15 protein-coding genes are annotated in these 22,266 nt (G+C 44.8%); all 15 read right to left on the reverse strand.

Features of this window, described 5'->3' with window-relative positions; translation table 11 throughout:
* Nucleotides 1-73: 73 nt before the first annotated feature.
* Entirely contained in the window at nucleotides 74-919 is an 846-nt protein-coding gene (locus tag A7975_RS07585) for a carbohydrate ABC transporter permease (RefSeq protein ID WP_231637539.1), read from the reverse strand.
* A 2-nt stretch (nucleotides 920-921) separates the two neighbouring features.
* The gene (locus A7975_RS07590; RefSeq protein WP_082198029.1) at nucleotides 922-1,806 is read right to left on the reverse strand and encodes a carbohydrate ABC transporter permease; all 885 of its coding nucleotides are present in this window, start codon (nucleotides 1,804-1,806) and stop codon (nucleotides 922-924) included.
* A 371-nt stretch (nucleotides 1,807-2,177) separates the two neighbouring features.
* Complete coding sequence (locus tag A7975_RS07595) at nucleotides 2,178-3,320, reverse strand: GntR family transcriptional regulator (RefSeq protein ID WP_065384684.1); 1,143 nt, start codon at nucleotides 3,318-3,320, stop codon at nucleotides 2,178-2,180.
* Between the two features lie 125 nt (nucleotides 3,321-3,445).
* A complete protein-coding gene (locus A7975_RS07600) occupies nucleotides 3,446-4,555 on the reverse strand; it encodes a glycoside hydrolase family 76 protein (RefSeq protein WP_255314217.1) in 1,110 nt (369 codons plus the stop codon).
* A gap of 44 nt (nucleotides 4,556-4,599) precedes the next feature.
* Nucleotides 4,600-5,541, reverse strand: a complete 942-nt coding sequence (locus A7975_RS07605) for a carbohydrate ABC transporter permease (protein ID WP_053376525.1) — start codon at nucleotides 5,539-5,541, stop codon at nucleotides 4,600-4,602.
* 5 nt (nucleotides 5,542-5,546) lie between these two features.
* Nucleotides 5,547-6,512, reverse strand: a complete 966-nt coding sequence (locus A7975_RS07610; RefSeq protein WP_053376526.1) for a carbohydrate ABC transporter permease — start codon at nucleotides 6,510-6,512, stop codon at nucleotides 5,547-5,549.
* Nucleotides 6,513-6,536: 24 nt separating this feature from the next.
* On the reverse strand, nucleotides 6,537-9,122 hold the full coding sequence (locus tag A7975_RS07615; RefSeq protein WP_065384685.1) for a DUF5696 domain-containing protein: 2,586 nt from the start codon (nucleotides 9,120-9,122) through the stop codon (nucleotides 6,537-6,539).
* A gap of 29 nt (nucleotides 9,123-9,151) precedes the next feature.
* The gene (locus A7975_RS07620) at nucleotides 9,152-11,278 is read right to left on the reverse strand and encodes a YIP1 family protein (RefSeq protein ID WP_065384686.1); all 2,127 of its coding nucleotides are present in this window, start codon (nucleotides 11,276-11,278) and stop codon (nucleotides 9,152-9,154) included.
* 21 nt (nucleotides 11,279-11,299) lie between these two features.
* Nucleotides 11,300-12,172: a carbohydrate ABC transporter permease gene (locus A7975_RS07625; RefSeq protein WP_442950629.1), complete on the reverse strand. Its 873-nt coding sequence runs from the start codon at nucleotides 12,170-12,172 to the stop codon at nucleotides 11,300-11,302.
* A gap of 1 nt (nucleotide 12,173) precedes the next feature.
* Entirely contained in the window at nucleotides 12,174-13,136 is a 963-nt protein-coding gene (locus A7975_RS07630; protein WP_065384687.1) for a carbohydrate ABC transporter permease, read from the reverse strand.
* A 40-nt stretch (nucleotides 13,137-13,176) separates the two neighbouring features.
* Nucleotides 13,177-15,996 (reverse strand): extracellular solute-binding protein, encoded by a 2,820-nt coding sequence (locus A7975_RS07635; RefSeq protein WP_065384688.1) that lies wholly within the window; start codon nucleotides 15,994-15,996, stop codon nucleotides 13,177-13,179.
* 172 nt (nucleotides 15,997-16,168) lie between these two features.
* Entirely contained in the window at nucleotides 16,169-17,683 is a 1,515-nt protein-coding gene (locus tag A7975_RS07640; RefSeq protein ID WP_065384689.1) for an ABC transporter substrate-binding protein, read from the reverse strand.
* Nucleotides 17,684-17,765: 82 nt separating this feature from the next.
* Entirely contained in the window at nucleotides 17,766-19,061 is a 1,296-nt protein-coding gene (locus A7975_RS07645; RefSeq protein ID WP_065384690.1) for a glycoside hydrolase family 125 protein, read from the reverse strand.
* Nucleotides 19,062-19,359: 298 nt separating this feature from the next.
* Nucleotides 19,360-20,448, reverse strand: a complete 1,089-nt coding sequence (locus A7975_RS07650) for a response regulator transcription factor (RefSeq protein WP_065384691.1) — start codon at nucleotides 20,446-20,448, stop codon at nucleotides 19,360-19,362.
* The gene (locus tag A7975_RS07655; RefSeq protein ID WP_065384692.1) at nucleotides 20,445-22,250 is read right to left on the reverse strand and encodes a sensor histidine kinase; all 1,806 of its coding nucleotides are present in this window, start codon (nucleotides 22,248-22,250) and stop codon (nucleotides 20,445-20,447) included. The genes A7975_RS07650 and A7975_RS07655 overlap by 4 nt, the downstream gene beginning before the upstream one ends.
* Nucleotides 22,251-22,266 lie beyond the last annotated feature (16 nt).

Genomic DNA, 22,266 nt, shown 5'->3' on the forward strand with positions numbered 1-22,266 from the left:
GCAAAAGCATCATTCAGCTTACGGAAAGCGCGACTCCCTGTCCATTGCGCCTTTTCTAAGAATCTACTAAGTATTACCCTTTTAGGCCCGTCGTTGCAATTCCTTCAATAAATTGCTTCTGTGCCAAAAAGAACACGATTACCGAAGGAATGATCGACAGCAGCGACATCGAGAGCATTTGTCCCCATTCGACGCTCGACTGCGAATCCATAAACAATCGAAGGGCAAGCCCTACCGTAAATTTCTCAACGCTGTTTATATAAAGCAGCTGCTGGAAAAAATCGTCCCATGTCCATAGAAAGGAATAGATGGCAACGGTGACAAGCGCCGGCTTAACGAGCGGCATGATGATGCGGAAATAAATGCCGAACGTCGTGCAGCCGTCAATTTTGGCCGATTCATCGAGCTCCCTCGGAATGCTGCGAATGAATTGCACGAGCAGGAAGACGAAGAATCCGCCTCCTCCGAAGAAATGGGGCACAATAATCGGCAAATAGGTATTGATCCAATTCAAATCAAAAAACATGACATACTGCGGGATCACAATAACCTGTGAAGGAATCATCATCGTCAGCATAAGAAGCGCAAACCATAGCTTGCTGTACTTGAAGTTTACGCGGGCGAAGCCAAAGGCGACCAAGCTGGCCGATACGACGGAGCCCGCCACGCTGAACAGCTCGATAATAAATGAATTCGTGAAGAAACGGCTGAACGTATAGTCCGGTATGGCCGTCCACCCCTTCACGTAATTGCTCCACTGCGGATCGCTAGGAAAGATGCCCGGGAGGCTCATTTCCGCATTCGTTTTCAGAGAAGCGCCAAGCCACCATACAATTGGATAGATCATTACCGCGCAAACAAGAATTAGAATCAAATGCGTTGGAAGATGCCGAGCCTTCATCCGCTTTAAAGTACTCATCGTCATTTCCCTCCTTCGCTTTCATAGAACACCCAGTACTTTGAAATGGCAAAATTAATCGCGGTAGCCGCAGCAATGATTAACAGCAGCACCCAAGCAAGAGCGGAAGCATAGCCCATCTGGAAAGCGCCAAAGGCCTTCTCGTATAAATAAAGAGCGTACATATACGTCGATTTTAAAGGGCCACCTTTTGTGATGATGAAGGCTTGCGTGAACATTTGGAACGAGCCAATGAGGCCAAGGATCAGATTAAACAATATAACAGGCGAGAGCATCGTTAGCGTCACGCTGAAAAACTGCCTGACCTTGCTCGCTCCGTCCACCGCGGAGGCTTCATACAGCTCTTTAGGTATTTGCTTTAAGCCTGCCAGAAAGATAATCATCGCTGAGCCGAATTGCCAAGCCTGCAGCAGAACGAGCGTGCTGAGCGCCGTTTCCGGATTCGTCACCATACTCATGTTTTCAATGCCAAACAAAGCGAGTATCTTGCTGATGAAGCCTTCCGCTCCGAATATGTTTTTCCATAGAACAGCAACCGCGATGCTGCCGCCTATGAGCGAGGGCAAATACATAATCGTCCGATAAAAGGACATCCCTTTTATTTGCTTATTCAGTACGATTGCGACGAGCAGTGCGAACATAAGCTTAAGCGGAACCGCAAAAATGACATAAGTAAACGTAATGCCAAGCGATTTCGAGAAATTGGGATCTGCCGTAAACATCCTCTTATAATTGTCCGTTCCGACCCAGCTTCCCGGCTCCAGCAGCGAATAATCAGTAAACGAAAAGTATAACGATTGAAGAGCCGGATATAGCGTTAACAAAAAAAATCCGAATAGAAACGGGGATATAAATAAATAGCCCGTTAAATTCGCATAAGACTTCATGGCTGCACCTCTTTTTCTCATATTGTCTGACCAACCTCGGTTACTGTCATTATAGAGGCTGGCCAACAACGCTTAAATGAGAGAGACGTGCGATTTCTTTCAATATCGGACGAATTAATAATGAAAATAAAACAAGACTGTCATCTCGACAGTCTTGTCATGGTGATTGACTTGCTGGTCTTCAGCTTCCAGAAATTGCTTCATATTGAAATTCTACGATACAAAGAACTTTTAATCAATATATCATTTTTATTATATCAACATGTCAATATGTTATCTATATCTTTTAAGTGTATAATTACATGCAAAAAAGGGACGAATCTAGAGCCGTCATTACGGCTCGTGGAATCGTCCCTTGAAACATTTTGACGTTAAATCGATATGGTTGAATTCCCTTGAACAATCTCATGCACCACAATGTTGTTTAATTCCGTAACCTCATTATTCAATCGACGCAATAATAATTCTACCGCTTTCCTTCCTGTATCACGCTCGTTCTGGCGAACATGGGTAAACAAATAATCGTCAAAAGGCTGACTAGGAGAGTCGAAGCAAACAATTTGATAATCTTCCGGAATCCTTTTTCCTAAAGACAGCAGCACTTCACGTAAAATGAGAGCGAGGTTGTATTCAGAAACTACATACGCATTAAGGTCCTTATTGATGTCCACGAAATGACGTACCGTCTCTATATCATACTGTACTCTGATCGTTTCAAACGATTGCGGCAAAGTGCTGTAGAGATTCGTCATGATATGCTCAGGTTTAGGCGTAATTCCTTGCTGCATGCAGGCGTCGCTGAAACCCAATATCCGATCTTCAATTGTCGTCGTATTGTCGGCTGGCGTGGATAAGAAACCGACATGCCGCCCCTCTTGCCGCAGCAATATGTTTGTCAGGTCATACGCTGCCTTCCTGTTGTCTGTATACACTGCGCTTGCGGCGATTCCCTTCAAATATCTATCTACTAATACGATCGGGAAGCCGTTTAATACTAATCTAAGCAATTCGGAATTGTAGTGCTCGCCGTGGCCTGGAAATACGATAATACCATCAACACCAAGCTTAATGAAGGTACGGATTGCAGCTTCCTCTTCCTCACGATTGTCATAGGTCAGCTTCATCATCATCACGCAGCCGTTTATTGCGCATTGTTCCTCTATGCCCCTTATTAGATCAGCACCGAATGCATCGCCAAAATCGGGAAGGATCACACCGAAAATGCGCCCATCCTCATTTACCGGCTCCGCTTCACCGCTTTCCATCTGCTTCTGCAGCTTCGTTTCGTTCAGGTCAGGCAATACCTCCGCTACGAAGGAGCCCTTTCCTTGTATTCTCTCAATTAATTTATATTGCGAGAGCATCTCCAATGCCTTCTTCGAAGTAATTCGGCTTACGTTAAAGTGGGCGGCCAGTTCTTTTTCCGATGGAACACGCTCACCTTTCTTCAGTTCGCCATCATTGATCTTTTGGAAAATATAGTTAAAAATTTGCTCGTATAAAGGATTTTCCATAAGGCTACCTACCTTGTCATAGTATCTTGATATATCAACTATACATCTTTATTATCACGACATCAATATATGAAAAGGCGAAATGGGGCAACAGCTTTGCTATTGCCCCTCTACGTCAGTAACCATTATTTCGAATCTAACCTTTCTATTTTTGCAGCTGCCTCTATTAGGAATACACCGCTCAATTGCACGGATATGTCCAGAGGCTCTTGATGGGGTTTATCCCATGCAGTGCCAAACAAACCAACTTCATTTGTACTGCCTTTCGACAGCAGCGTATCCGCATTATGAAGGATCATTTCTTTGATTGGGATGCTTTCGTTGATTTCATACAGATTGATTAAATAACGGATAAAAATGCCTTTGAATAACCCGCCGTCTCCCGTTCCTTCTTCCTTCATCATTCCGGACTCGGCATCCGTATGATATTTCATAGCAGAGACGGCGGTTTTCTCCGCATCTGCCAAATAACCTTTGTCATTTGTAATCTTATATAGCTCTACAGCCGCTCCTAGATAAGTGCCTTGGTTATATGTAAATATCCATTTCTTATTGACGTTCAGATCACCATTGCTCTCCAGCTTAAGGCCATCATACACAAGGCCGCTTTCGGGATCAACCAAATGTCGCTTTTCCCAATGATATATTTTTTTGGCCCATTCCAGATCTTCCTCATCGCCAAAATACGCATACATCCTTGCTGCCAAAATGGCTGCAGGACCGTTGGAGCATGCATTTCGACTCTCTCGTTGATCCTTTTTCCATGCCATGCCACCGAGCTCGTCTTCCCACCAAGCTGTCTTAATATCTTTCCAGAGTTTTAATACATAGCTTTTGACCGTCTCGCTTTTGGTTGCATCATAAAGTCTGAGCGCTGCAAGAGCTAGCCACTCCATATCATCATAAAACTCATTGAACAGCGACCCGTTTTTCTTGATGATACTTTTGACGATCCCTTCTGCCATGTCCGTATAGGCAGCATCACCCGTTCTTTCATACCCATCCATCATGGCATCTACAGCGTGAGCCTTCCACCAGTAGTTCAGGTTTTCTTCACGTTCTTTGCTGTATGGATAAGCATTGTTCATCAACTTTCCATTCTTATCCCAATAATGCTTGATGAGCATTTCCTCTGCCCATTCCGCTTGATGATTATAGTTTTCCACAAGCTCCTCTTTTCCGCTGCAGCCTGTCAAGAAAAAGCTACCGACAAGCAGCAAGCACATACTTTTCATAAAGTTCACTTCATCCGTCCCTTCTTCTTGCAACGTTCCGATTGTTAGCCTACAATTCCACTATGTTCAATGCCCTCTACGAGATATTTTTGGGCAAACAGATACACAATAATTAATGGAATGACAACTAATAACGACATCGTGTTCGTTAAAGTAGCAGTCAAAGGTTGACCTTGTTTTAGCCCTATGGTGGCGCCCTCCATCATCAAGCCTTCAAAACCGACAAGCAGCGAATTGGATAAGAGCTTGATTTGACTAAAGAACATGGAAGAATAGAAGCTATCCGTCCACTGCCATGAGAAGGAGAATACAAAGATTGTAATCATCATGGAAAACGAAAGCGGAAGAATAATCATGCTGAACGTCCGAAACAAGCCAGAGCCGTCCACGTACGCCGCTTCCTCTAATTCCTTCGGTATTCCTTTAAAATATTGCCGCATAATCAAAATATACAGTCCGTTTTTAAATCCAAAACCAATCATCGATAGAATCGCCATCGGCCACATGGAATCCATAAGCCTGACAGTCCCCCCCGTAAAGGTAGACAGCAGACCGAATAAATCAAAAAAGCTGAACTTCATATATAGCGATATCATGTACGTTTGCGGCGGAATCAGAATGGTAAGCACCACCAGAGAAAATACGATGCCTTTTCCTTTGAAATTAAAACGCGCAAGCCCATATCCGACCATCGTACAAACCAGCATTTGAATCATTCCGCTTAGAAAAGAAATGCCGAACGTATTCGACAGCCCTTTAAAAAAGGACGTATATTCGATTACCGTTTTGTAATTAAACCAGGTAAACTGCCTTGGGATAAAACGTACCGTACCATCTATTAAATCCTGCGGGCTCATAAAACTATTAGAAAGCTTTACGAGCAGCGGATACAAGATAAGAAACGCCAGCCCAATGAGAAGCAAATAGCGAATAATCGACCAGAACAAGCCATTTACTGCATGCAGATTTAAATATTTAGCCCGCATATCCATCACTCCCTATTCTGATAAAAAACGAATCTGCTGACGAAAAATCCAATGACGACAAGAAATATCGCTGCCACCAAAAAATAAATCCAAGCCATTGCTGAAGCAGTGCCATATTGGCCAAGCTTCATCGCATTCGAAATGCTATGCATGATTTGGTTTTTGCTTCCTGTAAAGGAGTCGATAATCGAGTAAATAATATTGACCAAAATTAACGGACTGATGAGCGGAAATGTGATCTTCCAAAAGCACTCCCAAGCCGAACAGCCTTCGATTTTGGCAGATTCATAGATAGACGATGAGATCGCCTGAAGCCCCGCCAAAAAAATGAGAATTTGCACGCCTGAACTATTAATTACGGCAAATATGTTTTCAGCAGCTCCAACGGTAATATTCACGAGCGCCGGACTGAAATCGAGCATTTGGAACATATATTTTTTTAGCTCAAGATTGCTGAACATTCCGCCTGACGATTCGTTGACGATCGAAGCGCCGGTATCAAGCCCCGGAATGCTCTGATAAGCGTTCATAATCGAATTGCTTAAATCCGCTTTATCGATGATTCCAGTAGCTAAAATGACGGGTACGAAAAAAATCGCTCTAAAGATCCCTCGACCCTTCATTTTCATATTTAACAAAACGGCAATAAACAGGCTGTACATGACGATAATCGGAATATCGAATAACATGTTCTGAACAGCGCCGTAAAGCTGTTTGTTAAAGTTGGGGTCCACTCTTAAAACCTGATGATAGTTATCCAATCCGATGAATTTTGCCGAAAATCCACCTTGAGTTAAAAGATTCACATCCATAAAGCTAAATCGCAACGAATCAATGAATATACCCAGAAACAGCAGGAGAAATCCGAGTACGAAAGGGCTGACAAAGACCCACCCCATCAGATCCCTCTTCTGCGTCACGGTTAGCCTAAACCTTTCTTTTTTGTTTATGGCTGCAGACAATTTGTTCATTGCCGGTGATCCTCCTCGCTTGGTTTACGGATTAATGACCGCGTAACCCATTCCATCTACTGCGGTTCCCTCAACCTCAATTGCTTTATCGCTGTAATTAACAATAATCGCCATACCATTTTCATAAGTTGTTTTGTAGACATCTTCGCCAAGCTGTTGATGGTTAACGATCGCCTGATCCTGAACATTTTTCAATACGTTGTTCATTTCTGCATAGATGGCTGCAGCGTTCTCCTCCCAATCATCGAATTGGGAAGCGTATAGATCATCGAATAAGGATGCATCTTTCAGAAGGCTGTTTTCTCCGTAATTCAATTTAAAATAAACGCCGCTGCCATATTCCAGTGCTTTTAAAACGGCCGGACGCAGCTCGCTCGCCAAGTTCAAAGCTTCGCTGGCATACCCAATGTAGCCATGCAGCGCGATTTGAATAAAAGGCACCTGCTCATCTGCTATCGAGAAGGAGCTGTCTTGATCAGGCAAATTCAAAATATGATTGACATAAGGAAAGGTGTACGCATTTCCATCGTCTGTAATCATGTCCTCATAATCCTTTTTCGCTTTGGTTAAAACGTCTGTCATTATTTTTCTCGAGTCCTGCCGATTGATTTGATCGCGGTTTTTAAAATTGGAATTCAGGCTCTCTCCCACCGTTGATAGGGATAGCGATTTTAATCCAAGCGAGTTATAGTCTTTGGCAAATTTGTTGAAGTATCCAGGAATCTTCTCCGGATTAATTCCCCATACGCTGCTTTCATACTCCAACGTAGCTACGTTAAACAGACCTTTGTAGCTTGTTTTCTGAAACAAGGAGCGAATGCTATCCTTTTGCGGCTTAAAGCCATCAAAGGCTTTATTAGAAGAAACATAAAGAAGATCCACATCCGGGAACAACTGCGCCCCCAGCTTCTCTGCTTTCTCTGCCAGTTTCCGCAGTCCCTTCGCACCGCCGAGCACGGACTCTACCTTCATTTTTGTAGGCGCTGTATGGCTCATGCCCCCGTTATACCAACCGGTATAACGAAACTTAATGTTTTCGATACCGCTTTGAGAAAGTTTATCCAGCATCAGCCCCGCTTGATCAAAGGAAGTGACAGCCACTTGGCTGCGAACAGGAATCCCCAGCTTCCGCACCATCTTATCGACAGATCCCATTGTGTCCAAGTAAAATGGTATATTCTCATCTACACTTACTTTGCTCAAGCTTCCTTTATCAACGAGATACTGTCGATATGCCTTTGCCATCCCTACGTAATTCGCGTCATCTCCAGTAAGGAAGAAGTACTTCATGACGATGTTTCCGCCGTATACATTTTTCTCGTAAATGATCCAAGGCGCCTGCTCAAAAGCATCTTTTGCTATAAAAGAGTCTTTATTTCGAATCGTGAAGTTAGCGTAAGCCGTGTTATAGGAATGATTGATACCGCCCATAACTCCGTTAATATCCGCTATCGCATCTCCCTCTTCAATAATGGAGAACAATGCTGCTCCATCCTTTTTGATGCCAAACACGGGCACTCGAAACTCTTGTTTGTAGCTGCCTCTTGGCGACTGCGTTAAGGCATAATCCGGTCCGTACATTTTACCCGTCGTCAATAACGTGTTTTTGCTCGCATCGTTATTGAAATTCAGGAGCGTCCCCGAGCCGTCAGGAAGAAGGATATAACCCTCCTCGCCGGTTTGCCCGGCGCCGAAATAATTCAGCACAGAAAGCTTTACAAGATTGAAGCGAGATTTATCGTATTCAATGTCCCCATTATAAAGAGTGACCGTTAAGCCGCTGTCCGCAAGCATGTAATCAAGGCTCATTTTAAAATAAGGAAATACGGAATCATCTCCGTTGTATCCGACCTCCGCGTAGTCCTCCTCCTGCTTCTCGTACGTATAGCCCGCCTCTTTAACGTAGTTTTCCAATACCTTTTTGTCCCGCTCCTTTACGGAGGTTTTCAATACATAAATATCTTCCTTCTCCAAAATAGGATATTTCGCAAGCAGCTCCTGGCCTTTGCTTCCTTCCGAATCGGCACGACCATAGAGGATATAATAGGCTAATAGCTTCTTCTTATCCCTTTCCGCTTCCATATGATCAAGAACATTTTGCTCAAAGCTGACCTTCGTAATTTGACGCGGCAGCAGCATTCGCTGCTCCTCGCGGCCGATTACCATGTCTACTCTTAAGCCGTTATCGATTTTCCCCCAGCTCACTTGATCCAGCTTCATGGCATGGGTGTAGCTATTCATTTCCAGGTCGCCTTCTTTGCCTTTAACGTTGTAGACAACCTTAACCTGCGACATCAGCTCCTGCTTCATCGCATCGCTCGCTTTCGGGTCTTCAAGAGCGTTTGGAGGGTTGGAATAAAATTTACTTCCTGTAGCTTTATCTTCAACCGCCACGCCGCCCGATGCATTGTCGAAGTACAGCAGGAGGCGATCATTCTCAGCAGCAGTAACCAAGCCGCCATCCTTTACTGCTTTTTTCATGTTGGGCGAGCTGGCTTTGTCCGTTTTTGTTGATTCGACCGCTTCCGCCGTTATTCCATTTGTCGGAACCCCTATCGAAAGGGCAACCATTAAAACTAATAGTCTAGAGATGATCCCCTTGACATTCATATAGCTGACCTCCTATTCGCCATCCAGTTCTACAACCGAAACGTAATTTCATTGATGATCGTCTTAAAAAAGGTATTCATATTTTGCAGGATGTTAATGAACAGCACCGTAAGGAAAGCGATGAACCCCATTCCTACTATCGAGATTGCAGAGGTATAGAGATTCTTGAATGGACTGTAATCATTGGTCACCAACACGCCTATAAATATGAGCCCGAGAGACCAGCCTAACGCAAGAGTTGTAAAAAAGGTAATAAACTGCTGCTCTTCCAAAACGACGATGTTGCTAAATAGGGTGACGGGAACCGTGATCAAAACCATGGGCACTAACGAATAGGAGGACGCGATAAAAATATCCTTCAGGCTTCCTTCACCATCCATCAATGTCGTGAGACCCCAGTTTGCACAGCACCATAAGCCAAATGGAATTAGGACGCTAAGGAACGTATCGTAAATTTCAATTACACGCCAGTCGGAAGGGTACAAGATGTATCCGCCTGCCAGCTGCTTAAAGATGTCTACAGCCATAACGGCTGCAACGATAATAACAGCGGCACGAACACTGCCTCTCTTCTCATGCTTCAAATCCCAAAACCCGTCAAAAGGATGAAACATCACATGGAAGGAATAAAGCAGTTCTTCCCATAGCGTTCGCTTGCCCGGCTTTCTCCAGCCAGCAGCGTTTACCTTCTTTGCATATTTGAAAAAATGGTACACTAGCCACAGAATGGCTGCAGCAACGATCGGAATGAGAATAATCATTTTGCTTACTATTTCCTTCCGATACTCTGCAAAAGCCTTAAAATAATGATTCCAATCATTTGCAAGCTTGTAATTGTGCATCGCTTCCTTGTACTCTTCTTTGCGCATGTTAGACTGCGCAACGCCGGAATATGCCATCTCAAGCGTCGGATTCATCTTCAAAACCCGCTGCCAAGCTGCGATTGATTCATCGTAATTCCGAATTTTCCGATAATGAATCGCCGCTGCAATGTTATCGCCGTATTCCGTTCGTCTGAAGACGGTCAACTTGCTCGTATCCTTATCCAGAACGAGAAGATTATCGCTTTGGTAAGCAAGCGCGGAAGCACTTTGGAACACTCCGTTTTGGGCTCCGTACCCGCCAAATACATAAAGAAGATTGCCCTCGTCATCATAAGTAAAAATCTTATTTTGCGAGGAATCGAGCGTACTGTATGCCCCGTCCTCCGCCAATGCTACGTCTATAAAACGAGAAACCTTATCCGTAGTTTGAATATCGCCAGCAGGCGGGAAAGCTCCATTACGTTTCAAAACATCGATGCCTGTATGGTTCAGCCGCTTAATGGGGGCATGCTTGCTTGATTTATCTCGGTTAACGAGCGCGCTGTATTGGTTTCTCGCATGAATCGCACTACTCGTAACATAGGCGAAACCCAGCTGATCGATCGTAATATTGTTATACTCGGTCGGCACGCTTTTGGCTGTGCGGCTCTTTTGCTCTTTGGTCGTTACCAGCTTCCAGAACAAATCAGACACCTTGGGCACTACCTTCTCGGCGCCTACGAAACCTTCGAATCCACCGTCGGCATTCAAGGCAATGACACCCATGTTCGTGCTCTTCGAAATGACGTAGATGAGACCGGACGGATCTACGCCAATAGCCGAAGGCTCATAGATAAAGCCGACTGGAAAGACATCCGAATCCGGAGCGTTCAACATTTTAGCCAGGCTTCCATCCTGATGAAGGACAACAATTCTAGCGTTTTTGGAGTCGGCAACGTAAATCAGCCCCTCCTCTGACACAAAAATGCCCATCGGACTGTTGAACTGGTCCTTTGTAACGCCATCCTCATGGACGAACTCCGTAATTTCTCGTTTTATCCGATACTGTTCGTCCAGAATAATAATTCTGTTCGTTCCGGTATCCGCTATATAAACCCAATTATGATCGTCAACAAACAAATCCAAAGGCTGATTCAGCCCTTTGTCCGTCATTCCCATATCCTTGGCGCTTAACACCTTGTCAGGCACATAAGCGTCAGGAGAAACGAGATACTCCCCATCATAATCATAAAAATAGGTTTTATATGGAACCATGGCGGAAGCTGATTCAATTCCATAGCTGCACAACATTAATAGTGCGGCAAAAAACAAGATCCACTCTTTTCTAACCACCGCATTCTTCCCCTTCCATGCCTATTCTTTCATGCCTGATGCAGACATGGTCTCAATAATTTTTGACTGAGAGATGATAAACACGATGATAGGCACAATCATCATTAGCACCGCTGCAGCCGATCCCGTCCCTGTGCGGGCAATACCGCCGGCTAAGATTTGGGACAATGCATAGTTTAAGGTTTTTAGTTCCTCGCTTTGGATGAAGTGATTCGCACCGATTCCCCATAAACCTTGCATTGAAAAAATGATAAGAGTCAGCCAAGCGGGCTTGACCATAGGCATGACGATGGTCCAAAAAATCTTCCATTCGCTGGCCCCGTCAATGCGAGCCGACTCCAATATGGCATCGGGGATCATCTGGTCCATAAACTGTTTCATTAAATACAGTCCTAGAGAGGATGCAAAGGCCGGAACAATAATAGACTGATAGGAATCAATCCAGCCTAAGGAAGAAATGATAATAAAGTTCGGTATTTGGGTCACGACACCGCTAAACATAAGCGAGAGTACAACGGTGCTGAACATGATGCCTTTGCCAGGAAATTTATGTTTGGATAGGACATAAGCACATAAGGAAGCGATTACCACATGGCCAGCCGTACCCACTGCTGTAATAAATACGGTGTTAAATATATACCGACTGAATGGCACCCACGAGTCGCTCATGACGGCGAGCAAATCTCTGAAGTTATCCAATGTAGGGTTATTCACTAGAAACCGAGGAGGAAAAAACCAAATTTCCTCTAACGGTTTAATGGAATTAGAGATTGCATAAACCAATGGCAGCATCATAAAAATGCCAAACAGCAGCAAAAACAAATAGATGCCAAAGTCTGCGAAAAAGGAACGTTTAATGCCGCTCTTGCTACGATGAAGCTTGATTTGAATCACTTCATTCACCTACCTTTGCCAGAAGCATTTGCACAATCTTATTCGCTCCGATCATGATAATAAACAAAACGGTAGCTATAGCCGAGGCATAACCCATTTCATAACGAATGGCGCCATAGTCCTCCAAATGGTTAACGATGGTATGCGTTGCATAGCTGTTGCTCGGCATGCCGCACAATGCGGTAACAATTGCACCGGTGCCGAATGCGCCGGTAATGCTCATTACGGCTCCGAACATGAGCTGCGGCTTCATTGAAGGCAAGGTTACGTACCATAGCTCCTGCCACCGATTTCGAACCCCGTCCATAGCCGCCGCTTCATAAAGCGTGCGATCGATCCCTTGCAATCCGGCGATAAAAGAGAGGAAGCTCGTTCCAACACTGGTCCATAAAGAAACGATAACGACAAGTGTCATCATATATTTCGGATTCTCGAACCATAGAATAGGTGAAGAAATCACATTATAGCGAAGCAGAATGGCATTGGCATAACCATAAGCGTCCTTGTTGAAGAAAATGCCCCAAACCAAATAAATGTTTCCCGATATGGATGGCGCGTAAAAAATCAAGGTTAAGATCGTTCTCAGCGATTTGGGCAGCTCATTAATAAGCCATGCGAACACGAGACACATTATATAGCCGATCGGCCCCACCATCACGGCGAGCAGGAACGTATTTCCGATAGCCTTAATGAAAATATCATCGCCGAGAAACAGCCTAATATAATTGTCCATGCCAACGAAGATAGGCGCTTCCAGCAAGTTAAAAGAGAAAAAACCTAATATTAATGAGATAATGACGGGCAAAGCCGTGAAAGCAAAAAACAAGATCATATATGGGGCAGCGAAGAGGTAGGAAACTTTATTCTTTTTAATCGATTTCCAGCCCTGCTCCAATTTTCGCCCGATATGCTTGCCCTGCCTTTTAGGCTCAACAGTTCCTGATATCACCAAATCTCTACTCATGAATGGGGTCCTCCTGAATCAGTAAAGTGGCAAGGCATGATCATTCCAATTTGAACTCCCGCCTTTTTCGCGTTATTTCATTATTAACTTCTTTCACATAGTCCAGAAGAGATTCAGGATCACCATTGTTATAAGCTGCAGCGGCGGCGAATCCGATGTTGCGAGTCACATAGTAGCCTCCCGGAACCTCCGGCGTACCTGTAGCAAATGACCACTGCGTCATCAAATGGTCATACTCGGTTTTTGTCCAAGGCATATTTGCAAGCGCCTCCATATTTGCGGTCGCTTGTTTGGCTGCCTTGCCGAGGATAGCCTCCATTTCCATTCCGAATCTGGACTGCGTCTCCGCACTCGTCCACCACTCCATAAAGCGCCACGCGTCGTCTTTCTTCTTAGCGCCCTTAAGCATCATGATCGCTGTTCCCGTAGCAGGCGTCGCCCGATTCAACTGTCCGTCCTCCATAACAGTTCCCGGAAGCGGAGCAAACTCCCACAGCCCTTTTATTTCAGGAGCAAACGCGATTAATTGGTTATATGTCGTAAAATCTGCGATGCCGATCGGCATTTCACCCGTCCGAAAGCGGTTGCTGAAATCATAGTCCCTCGGAAACTTATAGGTCGTAAACAGCTCCGTCTGCTTCTGGAAAGCCTCGATGGTCAAATCCTCTTCCAGCGTCGAGCGGCTTCGTTCCTTGTTGTACAGCTCGCCATTTTTTTGATACAAAAAGATTTGCAATCCCGTAATATCCGCCGGAAAACCGATTTGCATATTTTGTTTCTGTATCTCAGGTATCAATCGATAAAATTCATCCCACGTCTCGGGAGCCTTAAGCCCCATATCATGCAAAATATCTTTTCGGTAAAACATCATAGGGAACGATTGCGTTTCTGGCAAAGCGTACGCTTTCCCATCTAATTCAAAGGGAACTAGTGCACTGGGATGGAATCTGGAGGCAATGTCTCCATAGTTCGGCATGTCTTTGATGTTCTCCACTGCGTTTCTTAGTGCATATTGGATCGGATCGGCTGCCAGATTTCCCATCGCAACATCCGGACCCGTACCTGCCAAAACCGATGGCAAAAGCGTTCCTTCCGTTACCAGCTTTAGCTTTACGTTAATGTTAGATTCCGGCGTAAACGTATCATTAATCATTTCTCTGATGATTTGCGATTGATCCCGTCCGGACGTCAGCCATACTTCCAGCGGCTCTCCTTTTGTCTCGCCTTCCGTATTCAAGGCATTGTAATCCACAAAGAAGGACATCGAAAAAGACTTCGTTTCAAAAATCATTTTTTTGAAAAAGGATGCATCTGCCTTTGGCAGCTTCTTGGATACAGGCATTACGCTAAAATAATCTACCGTTAAAGGCTGCTCGCCTACAGTCAAAATCCAAGTTCCAAGCGCGCCCACATTTTCCTTAAACGGTGTGAACGTCTTCGCAATATTAGCTTCCGGATTTTTAACCATTTGCTCCAGCTGGAAGGCGACTTTATCAAGCAGAACCATGTTTTCGCCTTTTTGACCGACCAGCGCCTCCATATCAGCCGATACCTCTCTAAGTATCGCAGCATGCTTCTTCATTGCAGCTATCGCTTCCGGTATTAATTTTTCAAAACCGTAATCACGATACAAATCCGGCTCAGCACCGGTTATCATAAGAATTTGCCGATATACGGCATTCAGTTTAAACAAGCTATCATCGACCCTGTTCAGCACGTCTGCCAAATCTCCGAGCGTGACTTCCATCGCAAGCTCATGCTCACCCGGTTCAAGGTAAAAAGAAAATGGCTGATCGTCATCCCCAAAAGCTTTTACTTGCCAATTGTTTCCGTACTTAAATTTCACAGCTTTCGCTTCTTGAAACGGTACGGCCCCATCCAGCAAAATTTTACGGTTGACATACATGCCGGCTAATTTGTTTTGCTTGAATCTAGTCGCAATCTTGTATAAGCCAGCTTCCTCTACCGTGAACCGGTAGCTGATCCACTGTCCTGGCATTTTCCATTTATCGCCGCCTATGCTGTTCAAGCGGAGCTTGGATGGATCCTGCGGTTCCGTAATAGCCGATGACCGATCTGAAACGGGGTACAGCGTATTATCCGATTTCTCATAGCTATTTTCTGCTTGAACCTTAATCGTTTTAGCGTCCGCTTCCTTGTAGCCTTTCGCTTCATAACCCGCTTTTACCTCATCATAGGTTTGAAGCTCCTCCGCTTTATAAATACGGACGGTATTTAAAACCACTGATTCCCTCACCGATTCGAATCCAATGGTATGCTTGCCTTTTTCCAAATAAAACATTAATGGATCGTTATAATAGCCAAGTAAATCCTGTAATAGCACCGTTCTCCATCTAGGCGCTTCCGTCTGTTTCGGCCTAATGTCATTTCCCTTTTTGTCCTGAGTGATCGCACTCTTGTCCTTCCAAACCCGAGATAAATTTATGTATTTCGCTTCGTTATATGGAACTTTACCGTCAATCGATATCATTCTTTCAATTGAATTGCCTTTTCCATCTATCGGGTAATAAAGCAATTCGATATTGTACATCCCGCTCTCTGGAACGTTTATTTCCCATTCGATCTTCCCGCTTTCACCCGTCAGAACAGATTTACCTTCCATTCCTTCAAAATTATCGAGGGTTTTCAAGTCTCCCTCAGCATTCGAATACGTATTCGCCATAATCGCAATATCTGCTTTTCCAGCTTTTTTATCGGCATGTTGCTCGAGATAGGCGCGGTAGCTTTGCAGCTTAATTAAGTTATCATCCTTGCTTGCGAAGGCCGCGTGTGGCCATATAATCACCAACAAACATAATGCAATTGCTGCCACTAATCGTTTCGCTATTTTATTGTTCATACACGTTCAACTCGCACCGTCATATTTGTTTCCTCCAAATGGACAGAGATTCATTGTCTTCAGCATACAAAAGGGAAAACTGCATCTTTTTTCAAAAAAAAAGAAAAGGGGCCGCAGCGCTGGCGTCAATCGACATCTGTCATATAGCCCCTTTATCTATTTAGTGATGCTGCTATTCTGCCTTTTTCTTTTCCTCAGGCTTAGGTTCAGGCTCGACGAATTCACCCTTCAGCCTTAGAGCAAGCTCCTCAAGACCAATATTTACAGCATCCTCGATTTCCGCTACCTTGGACGCAGGTTCAAGGTTCTGATCGTAGAAGCCGACATCAGGAATTAGAGACAAGCCGCTGTGGACGTTACCTTGCATTTGCTGACCGATAAACGCCATATCCGAAACACCGTAATTTTTCAATTGCAATAGCGTCTCAAGCGATTGCTCATCACGAAGTTGCGTTAAAGCCACTTCATCCATCCAAATTTTCTCTTCGCTTTGCGCTTTCCATGCTAGCGCTTCCAAAATCAATCCCGTTTTATCAAGCTCTTTGTTCGTAACCGGAACAGCAATCGAAGGTGCGTCATGACTTACCCAAGTGCGGTAATCGTCCGTATTGTTGCCCATCGGCAAGGGGATGAAGCCAAAATCACTTTCCATTTCATAAATCGGATCAATAACGCCACGGCCTCTGGAATAAGCTAAAAACAGCGATTTCCCTTCTGCAAAAGCCTTCACATAGGCGTCCATATCCTCGCCATCTTTTTTAGGGAAGAACGTATCTCCTTTTTTTGCCAACTTCTTAATCATTTCAATCGTCTCGTATGCTTTTGGCGTATTCACCGCATACTTCATGCTGCCATCACTAGCAATATCAATGATTTTGTTGCCTGATGCTAGATATAACGCGACAGAAATATCCCAGTCATGTCCTGTTGCAAGTCCATAACGGTCATTATTGTCCATTACGCCATCACCATTTAAATCTCGTTTTGCCGCTTGCTCCATTTCGAGCATTTTCTGGAACGTCCATTGTTTGTTTTTCACAAGCTCATAAGGATCTTCGAGCCCAAGCTCATCAATAATGCTTTTATTGAATGCCAGAACCCATACTTCATCGCCTTGGTTAGCGAATGGCGCTGCTGTTCCATACGTTCTATTGTCATAAGTAAGTAAGAATGAAGTGTTGTATTCTTTCCAATAGTCCTGATCTAATCGAAGGTTAGGAATCGTATTCATGTCCACAATACGCTTGCCGTTAATATGTCTTCCCAGCTCCCAGGTAGGAGCAACGATGATATCAGCATATTTGTCGCCTGCCAATACCGCCGCGCCAAACTCTTCCTCGGAATGTTTTCTAACTTCAATTTTCACGTTGTATGTTTCTTCTACCCACTTGATTCTGTCAATAACGGCATTGGCAAGATCAGAGCTTCCTTCTTGCGGAAACCATCTGTTGGCATTGTTATCCGCAACGATGAATTTATAGCCGCCTAGATCTTTCACAGGAGGAGCACCGTCATCTGCTGTTGCTTCCGGGCTTGGTGAAGTTGTGTTTCCTGCCTCTTCTACCTTGTTTGTAGCTTCAGCGTTCTCCTTGTTTTTACCTCCGCCATTATTACTTGTGCAAGCGCTCGCAAAGATGGAAATAATCAGGACGCATACGACTAACAAAAACATTCTCTTTTGTTTCATTTTTCTGCCCCTTTCAAAGCTTTTATTTGTTATACGGGTCCTGCCAGCAACAATGTCAGTCCCGCACGAACACAAATGAAGGTCAAACCGATTCAAAGAGATGCTGTTTCTTTTCTTCTACGAGCTTATAAATAAGTTCACCGAGTAAGCTGTTAGCCCATGCAAACCACGGTCTCGTGAATTCATTAGGATTGTCTGCGTGAAAACCCTCATGCATAAAACCCGTTCCGCCGTCTGATCTGATTATCGTTTTTAGGAGTTCTTGTATTTCCGCGTCGTTGTCTGAAGTAAGTGCTTGCATGACAAGGCTTATATGCCATATGTAATTCGTGGGGGTATGAGGGCTTCCAATTCCTTTAGCTGCTTTTCCTGCAAAATAATACGGATTCTCTTCACTCAAAATAAATCTTCTTGTGTTCTGATAGACAATATCCTCTTTGCTTGAATATCCAAGATAAGGAATCGACAACAAGCTAGGCACATTAGCATCATCCATTAGGTTGTAATTCCCTAGACCATCTGTTTCATAGGCGTACATTTCGCCAAACGTTTCGTGTTTATAGGTGCCAAAAGCTTTTATGCCAGCATCGATTTCGCCGCCTAGCTTTTTTGCAGCGAGTTTCAACGCTTCGTCTCCGTATATGTCTTGGGCGATCTCTTCCACGTATCTCAGAACAACAACTGCGAACATATTCGCGGGAATGAGGTAATGGTACTTGCAGGAATCGTCACTCGGCCTGAATCCCGACCATGTCATGCCTGTGTATCCAACTGGACTTCCTTTTCCATCGTTGCTTAACGTATCCGACTCTGGACAATTAAACCTTTGGAAGCTGTAGCTCGATTGTTCAGCATGTTTCTGTTCTGCAGACCAGAGCGCAATAATTTTGTTAACCGCTTCTTTAAAGGCGCCATCAAACATTTCCGTTCTTTTTGTTGCCTTCCAGTACAGATAAGCGAGCTGTATCGGATAACATAGGGAGTCGATTTCATATTTCCTTTCCCATACCCAGGGATTCCCTTCGGTTACATCTCCAGTATGTCCGCTGTTATCCGGCCCTTTATTGAATGCGTTTGCATAAGGATCAATTTGGATGTATTGCATCTGCCTTTTTATAAGTCCCTCTATCATGTTCTGATAGTGGTTGTCTGATGCAGCCAGCGGAATGTAATGTCGAACCTGAGCAGAGGAATCACGCAGCCACATGGCTGGTATATCACCCGTAAAAACAAAAGTAGTTCCATCCTCAAGCCATTCCGTTGTGGTCTCTAGCGTATTGTAAAAGCAGTTCTTATAAAACTTAACGATTTCAGGCCACTCTTCTAGAGCTAAAACCAAGGTGTCACTCTTTTTCATATCGGTAATAGATAGATTCATTCGAAAACAATCCCTCCTAATGATGATCTTCAGCACATTGGGTAAACCCTCGTGTTAAGCGCTTACAAATAGTATATTATAATCAATATGTCAACATGTCAATATACCAACTAATATTTTCCTTTGTATTTTTAAAAAAACACTATAGGCTGGAATCGCATTGATATACAAATTTACCGGCTGCAAAAAGCACAATCGCCTCGTATACCCATTTCTAATGGACAAAAAAGACCATCCGAAGAATCGGACAGTCCATTTGATTGAATGTACGAAATAAATCTTGAAAAGCTAGCTACGATCAATCGTTATTTAGCCTGTTCTTGTATTCCATCGGATTAATGCCGTGATACTCCTTGAATATTCTAGAGAAGTGCACGCTGTTCTCGTAGCCAACCCGGTTGGCAATCTCATAGCTGCGCAGCGACGTCGTGAGCAGAAAGTCTCTCGCCTTGCGCATTCGAACGCTGATGCAATACGTCCAGATCGTCATGCCCGTTTCTTCTTTGAAAAGTATGGCTAGATGCGATCGGCTCATTGCGACATGGTCAGCCACGTCCTGCAGCCCCCACTTCTGGGCATAATACTCCTCGATATAGCGTTTGACTTGATCGACCGCGCTTTGCTTCTGCAGGTTTTTGCTTCTCCTTGCACCTTCCATTAGAACATTCGCCGCCTCCTCGAGCCGTCTGACCGCGCATAACCGGAAGTATGGTCGCACCCGTGACAAAGCCAAAGTTACTTCACCAAGTCCGGTGTCTTCACCCTCCTCGTATTGAACCTCGATATCCCGCTTCTTCAGCTCCTCGATGACAAGCTGCACCCACGCCATTGTCAGCTCGTTCCATATTTCAAGCCTTCCTTCGAGCCACAGCTCCAGCGCAGCCAGCGTATCGACGATCAGAAGCGGCTGACCGTGTAAGTAAACCGACGTGATCATCTCGACCCATTGTTCGAGCAGCGCCTTGTAGCTTGGAAGCTTGCGCAGCAGGAGCTGATTTGCTTCATAACGCCGCTGTGTCCGAATTCTCGCACACGCCTTGCCTACAACCTTGGTTAATACGTCCGAATCTATCGGCTTCAACATATAATCGACAGCTCCTAATTGAAGGCTTCGCTTGGCATATTCGAAGTCGTCATAGCTGGAAATAACGATGCAAGTCATCCAGGGATATTTGTGGTTGACCTCTTCTATGAGTTGAAGGCCGTCAACGAGAGGCATTCGAACATCGGTAATGCATATATCGGCAAAATGTCCTGCCATCCAGTCGAGCGCCCTCTGTCCATTCGCCATCGCTGCAGACACGGCAACGCCTTCCATTTCGGAAAGCCTGATCGACAAGCTCCTTCGGATGAGCTCCTCGTCATCGACGATTACGATTCGATTCATATCTCCCACTCCCTTCTTTTCGTTCGCATGGGCAACCTGACTTCCACGACGGCTCCGCCCGTGCCTTTATCGTTGTCAAACATGATTTGTGCATCGCCTGCATAAAACGTATGCAAACGGTAGATTAAATTCGAAATGCCGATGCCCGTATAGTCATAACGAGGATGTCGGTGATCGCTTGCTAGTTCACCTCTTAGCCTCGACAAGACGTCTGCTGAGAACCCTTTGCCGTTGTCGCGCACGGAAAGAATAAGCGTTGATGCGTTAACGATTGCCGCTGAAATATGAATATCGACTGACTCGGCTGTTGTCTCCCGCGTATGCTTAATACTGTTCTCCACGATTGGCTGGAGGAGTGCCTTGGAGCAGCAAACATGCCTAATCTCCTTCGGAATATCGATCGTATACGACAGATCGTCACCGTAACGGATTTTCATAATCGCCAAATATTGCTCCGTATAACGAACCTCGTCCGCCAAGCTGACCTCCCATTCCTTGTAGTCCGATGTATACCTGAGCATATGGGACAGCGCGACCGCCACGTTGCCGATATCAGGCTGCCTGTAGATTACCGCCATCGAATTGATCGATTCCAGCGTATTGTATAGAAAGTGCGAGTTAATTTGGGATTGCAGCGCAGATACGACCGCCTTATGCTGCTGGACGCGCGTCTCGGCAAGATCGCTCACCGATTGCTCCAAATGGCCGAGCAGGTTATTGAACGATAAGCTTAGATCCGTCACCTCATCATGCCCGTCGATTTGCGCGCGGAACTTGAAATCGTTTTTGATTTGCGTCATAACCATCGCCTGCCTGAGCTTGGCAATTCGCTTCACGATGGAGGAGGCAGCCCAATACGTAAGCACAACCGCTATAATTAACGCCGTGACTGATATAAATATCGTCATATTTCGAACATAATCAATGCTTCCGGCAATTTTTTCGTAAGGGATAACGGCAAAAATTTTCCAATGGGTCCGTTCGATCGACTGGAATACGATAAGCTCCTCTCTTGCGCGGTCATTGATCGAGCCTTCGCTTTTGCCTGCCAGCAGACCAACGATTCGTTCATCCGTTCTTTTCATCACATTCCCGGGATTGGAATGGTGAATGACCGTCCCGTCCTCAGTTATGACGGCGGCTTCGCTCGAATCAGCGATGCTGATTTCGTCCATTACATTTTGTGAGGGCGTAAGTGAGATGTCCATTTTGACATAGCCGTTATTGAATTTTTTGAAAAGTGTAAGCACCGGCTTATCCGTCTTGCGGTTGCCGTAATCCAAATAATAGTCCGCGATCCGCGGAATAAATTCCACCTTGTCGTAGTTGCCCGAATCGGCAAGGAACGGCTCGTCCCGCACGCTGTAATCGAGCGAAAGCACGTAGCCGTTGGCGAAGGTTTGCTCCTGCCCGTTCGGATTGTACATTGTGACAGACATCAGCTCTGGATACTGCAAAAAAACGCGATTCAAATAATTGACCTTAATCCGCTCATAATAACGAACAAGATCGGAGGAAAGCTCCGTATTATTCGAAGCATGAAGCCATTCCCGATATTCCAAGCTGCTTCCAAGCAGCAGAAAGATCATTTCGTATTCCGTATAGAAACGGTTCAAGTTCATATTCGCTTGTATAAGCACTTGATTCGTCAGTTTATCGATATCTTTGCTGACGGAATGCAGCGTCTGGGCATAACTGAAATAGCCGATAGCAGAAACGGTAAAGACAAGGATTGTGACAATTAACGCGACCAGCTTCCACTTCAGCGATCTTTTCATATGCTTGATGATAGGTTTCAACAATGTCGTATCCTCCAGG

Origin of the sequence: Bacillus sp. FJAT-26390 (genome assembly GCF_001682865.1) — a bacterium.
Classification (GTDB): Bacteria; Bacillota; Bacilli; order Paenibacillales; family Paenibacillaceae; genus Pristimantibacillus.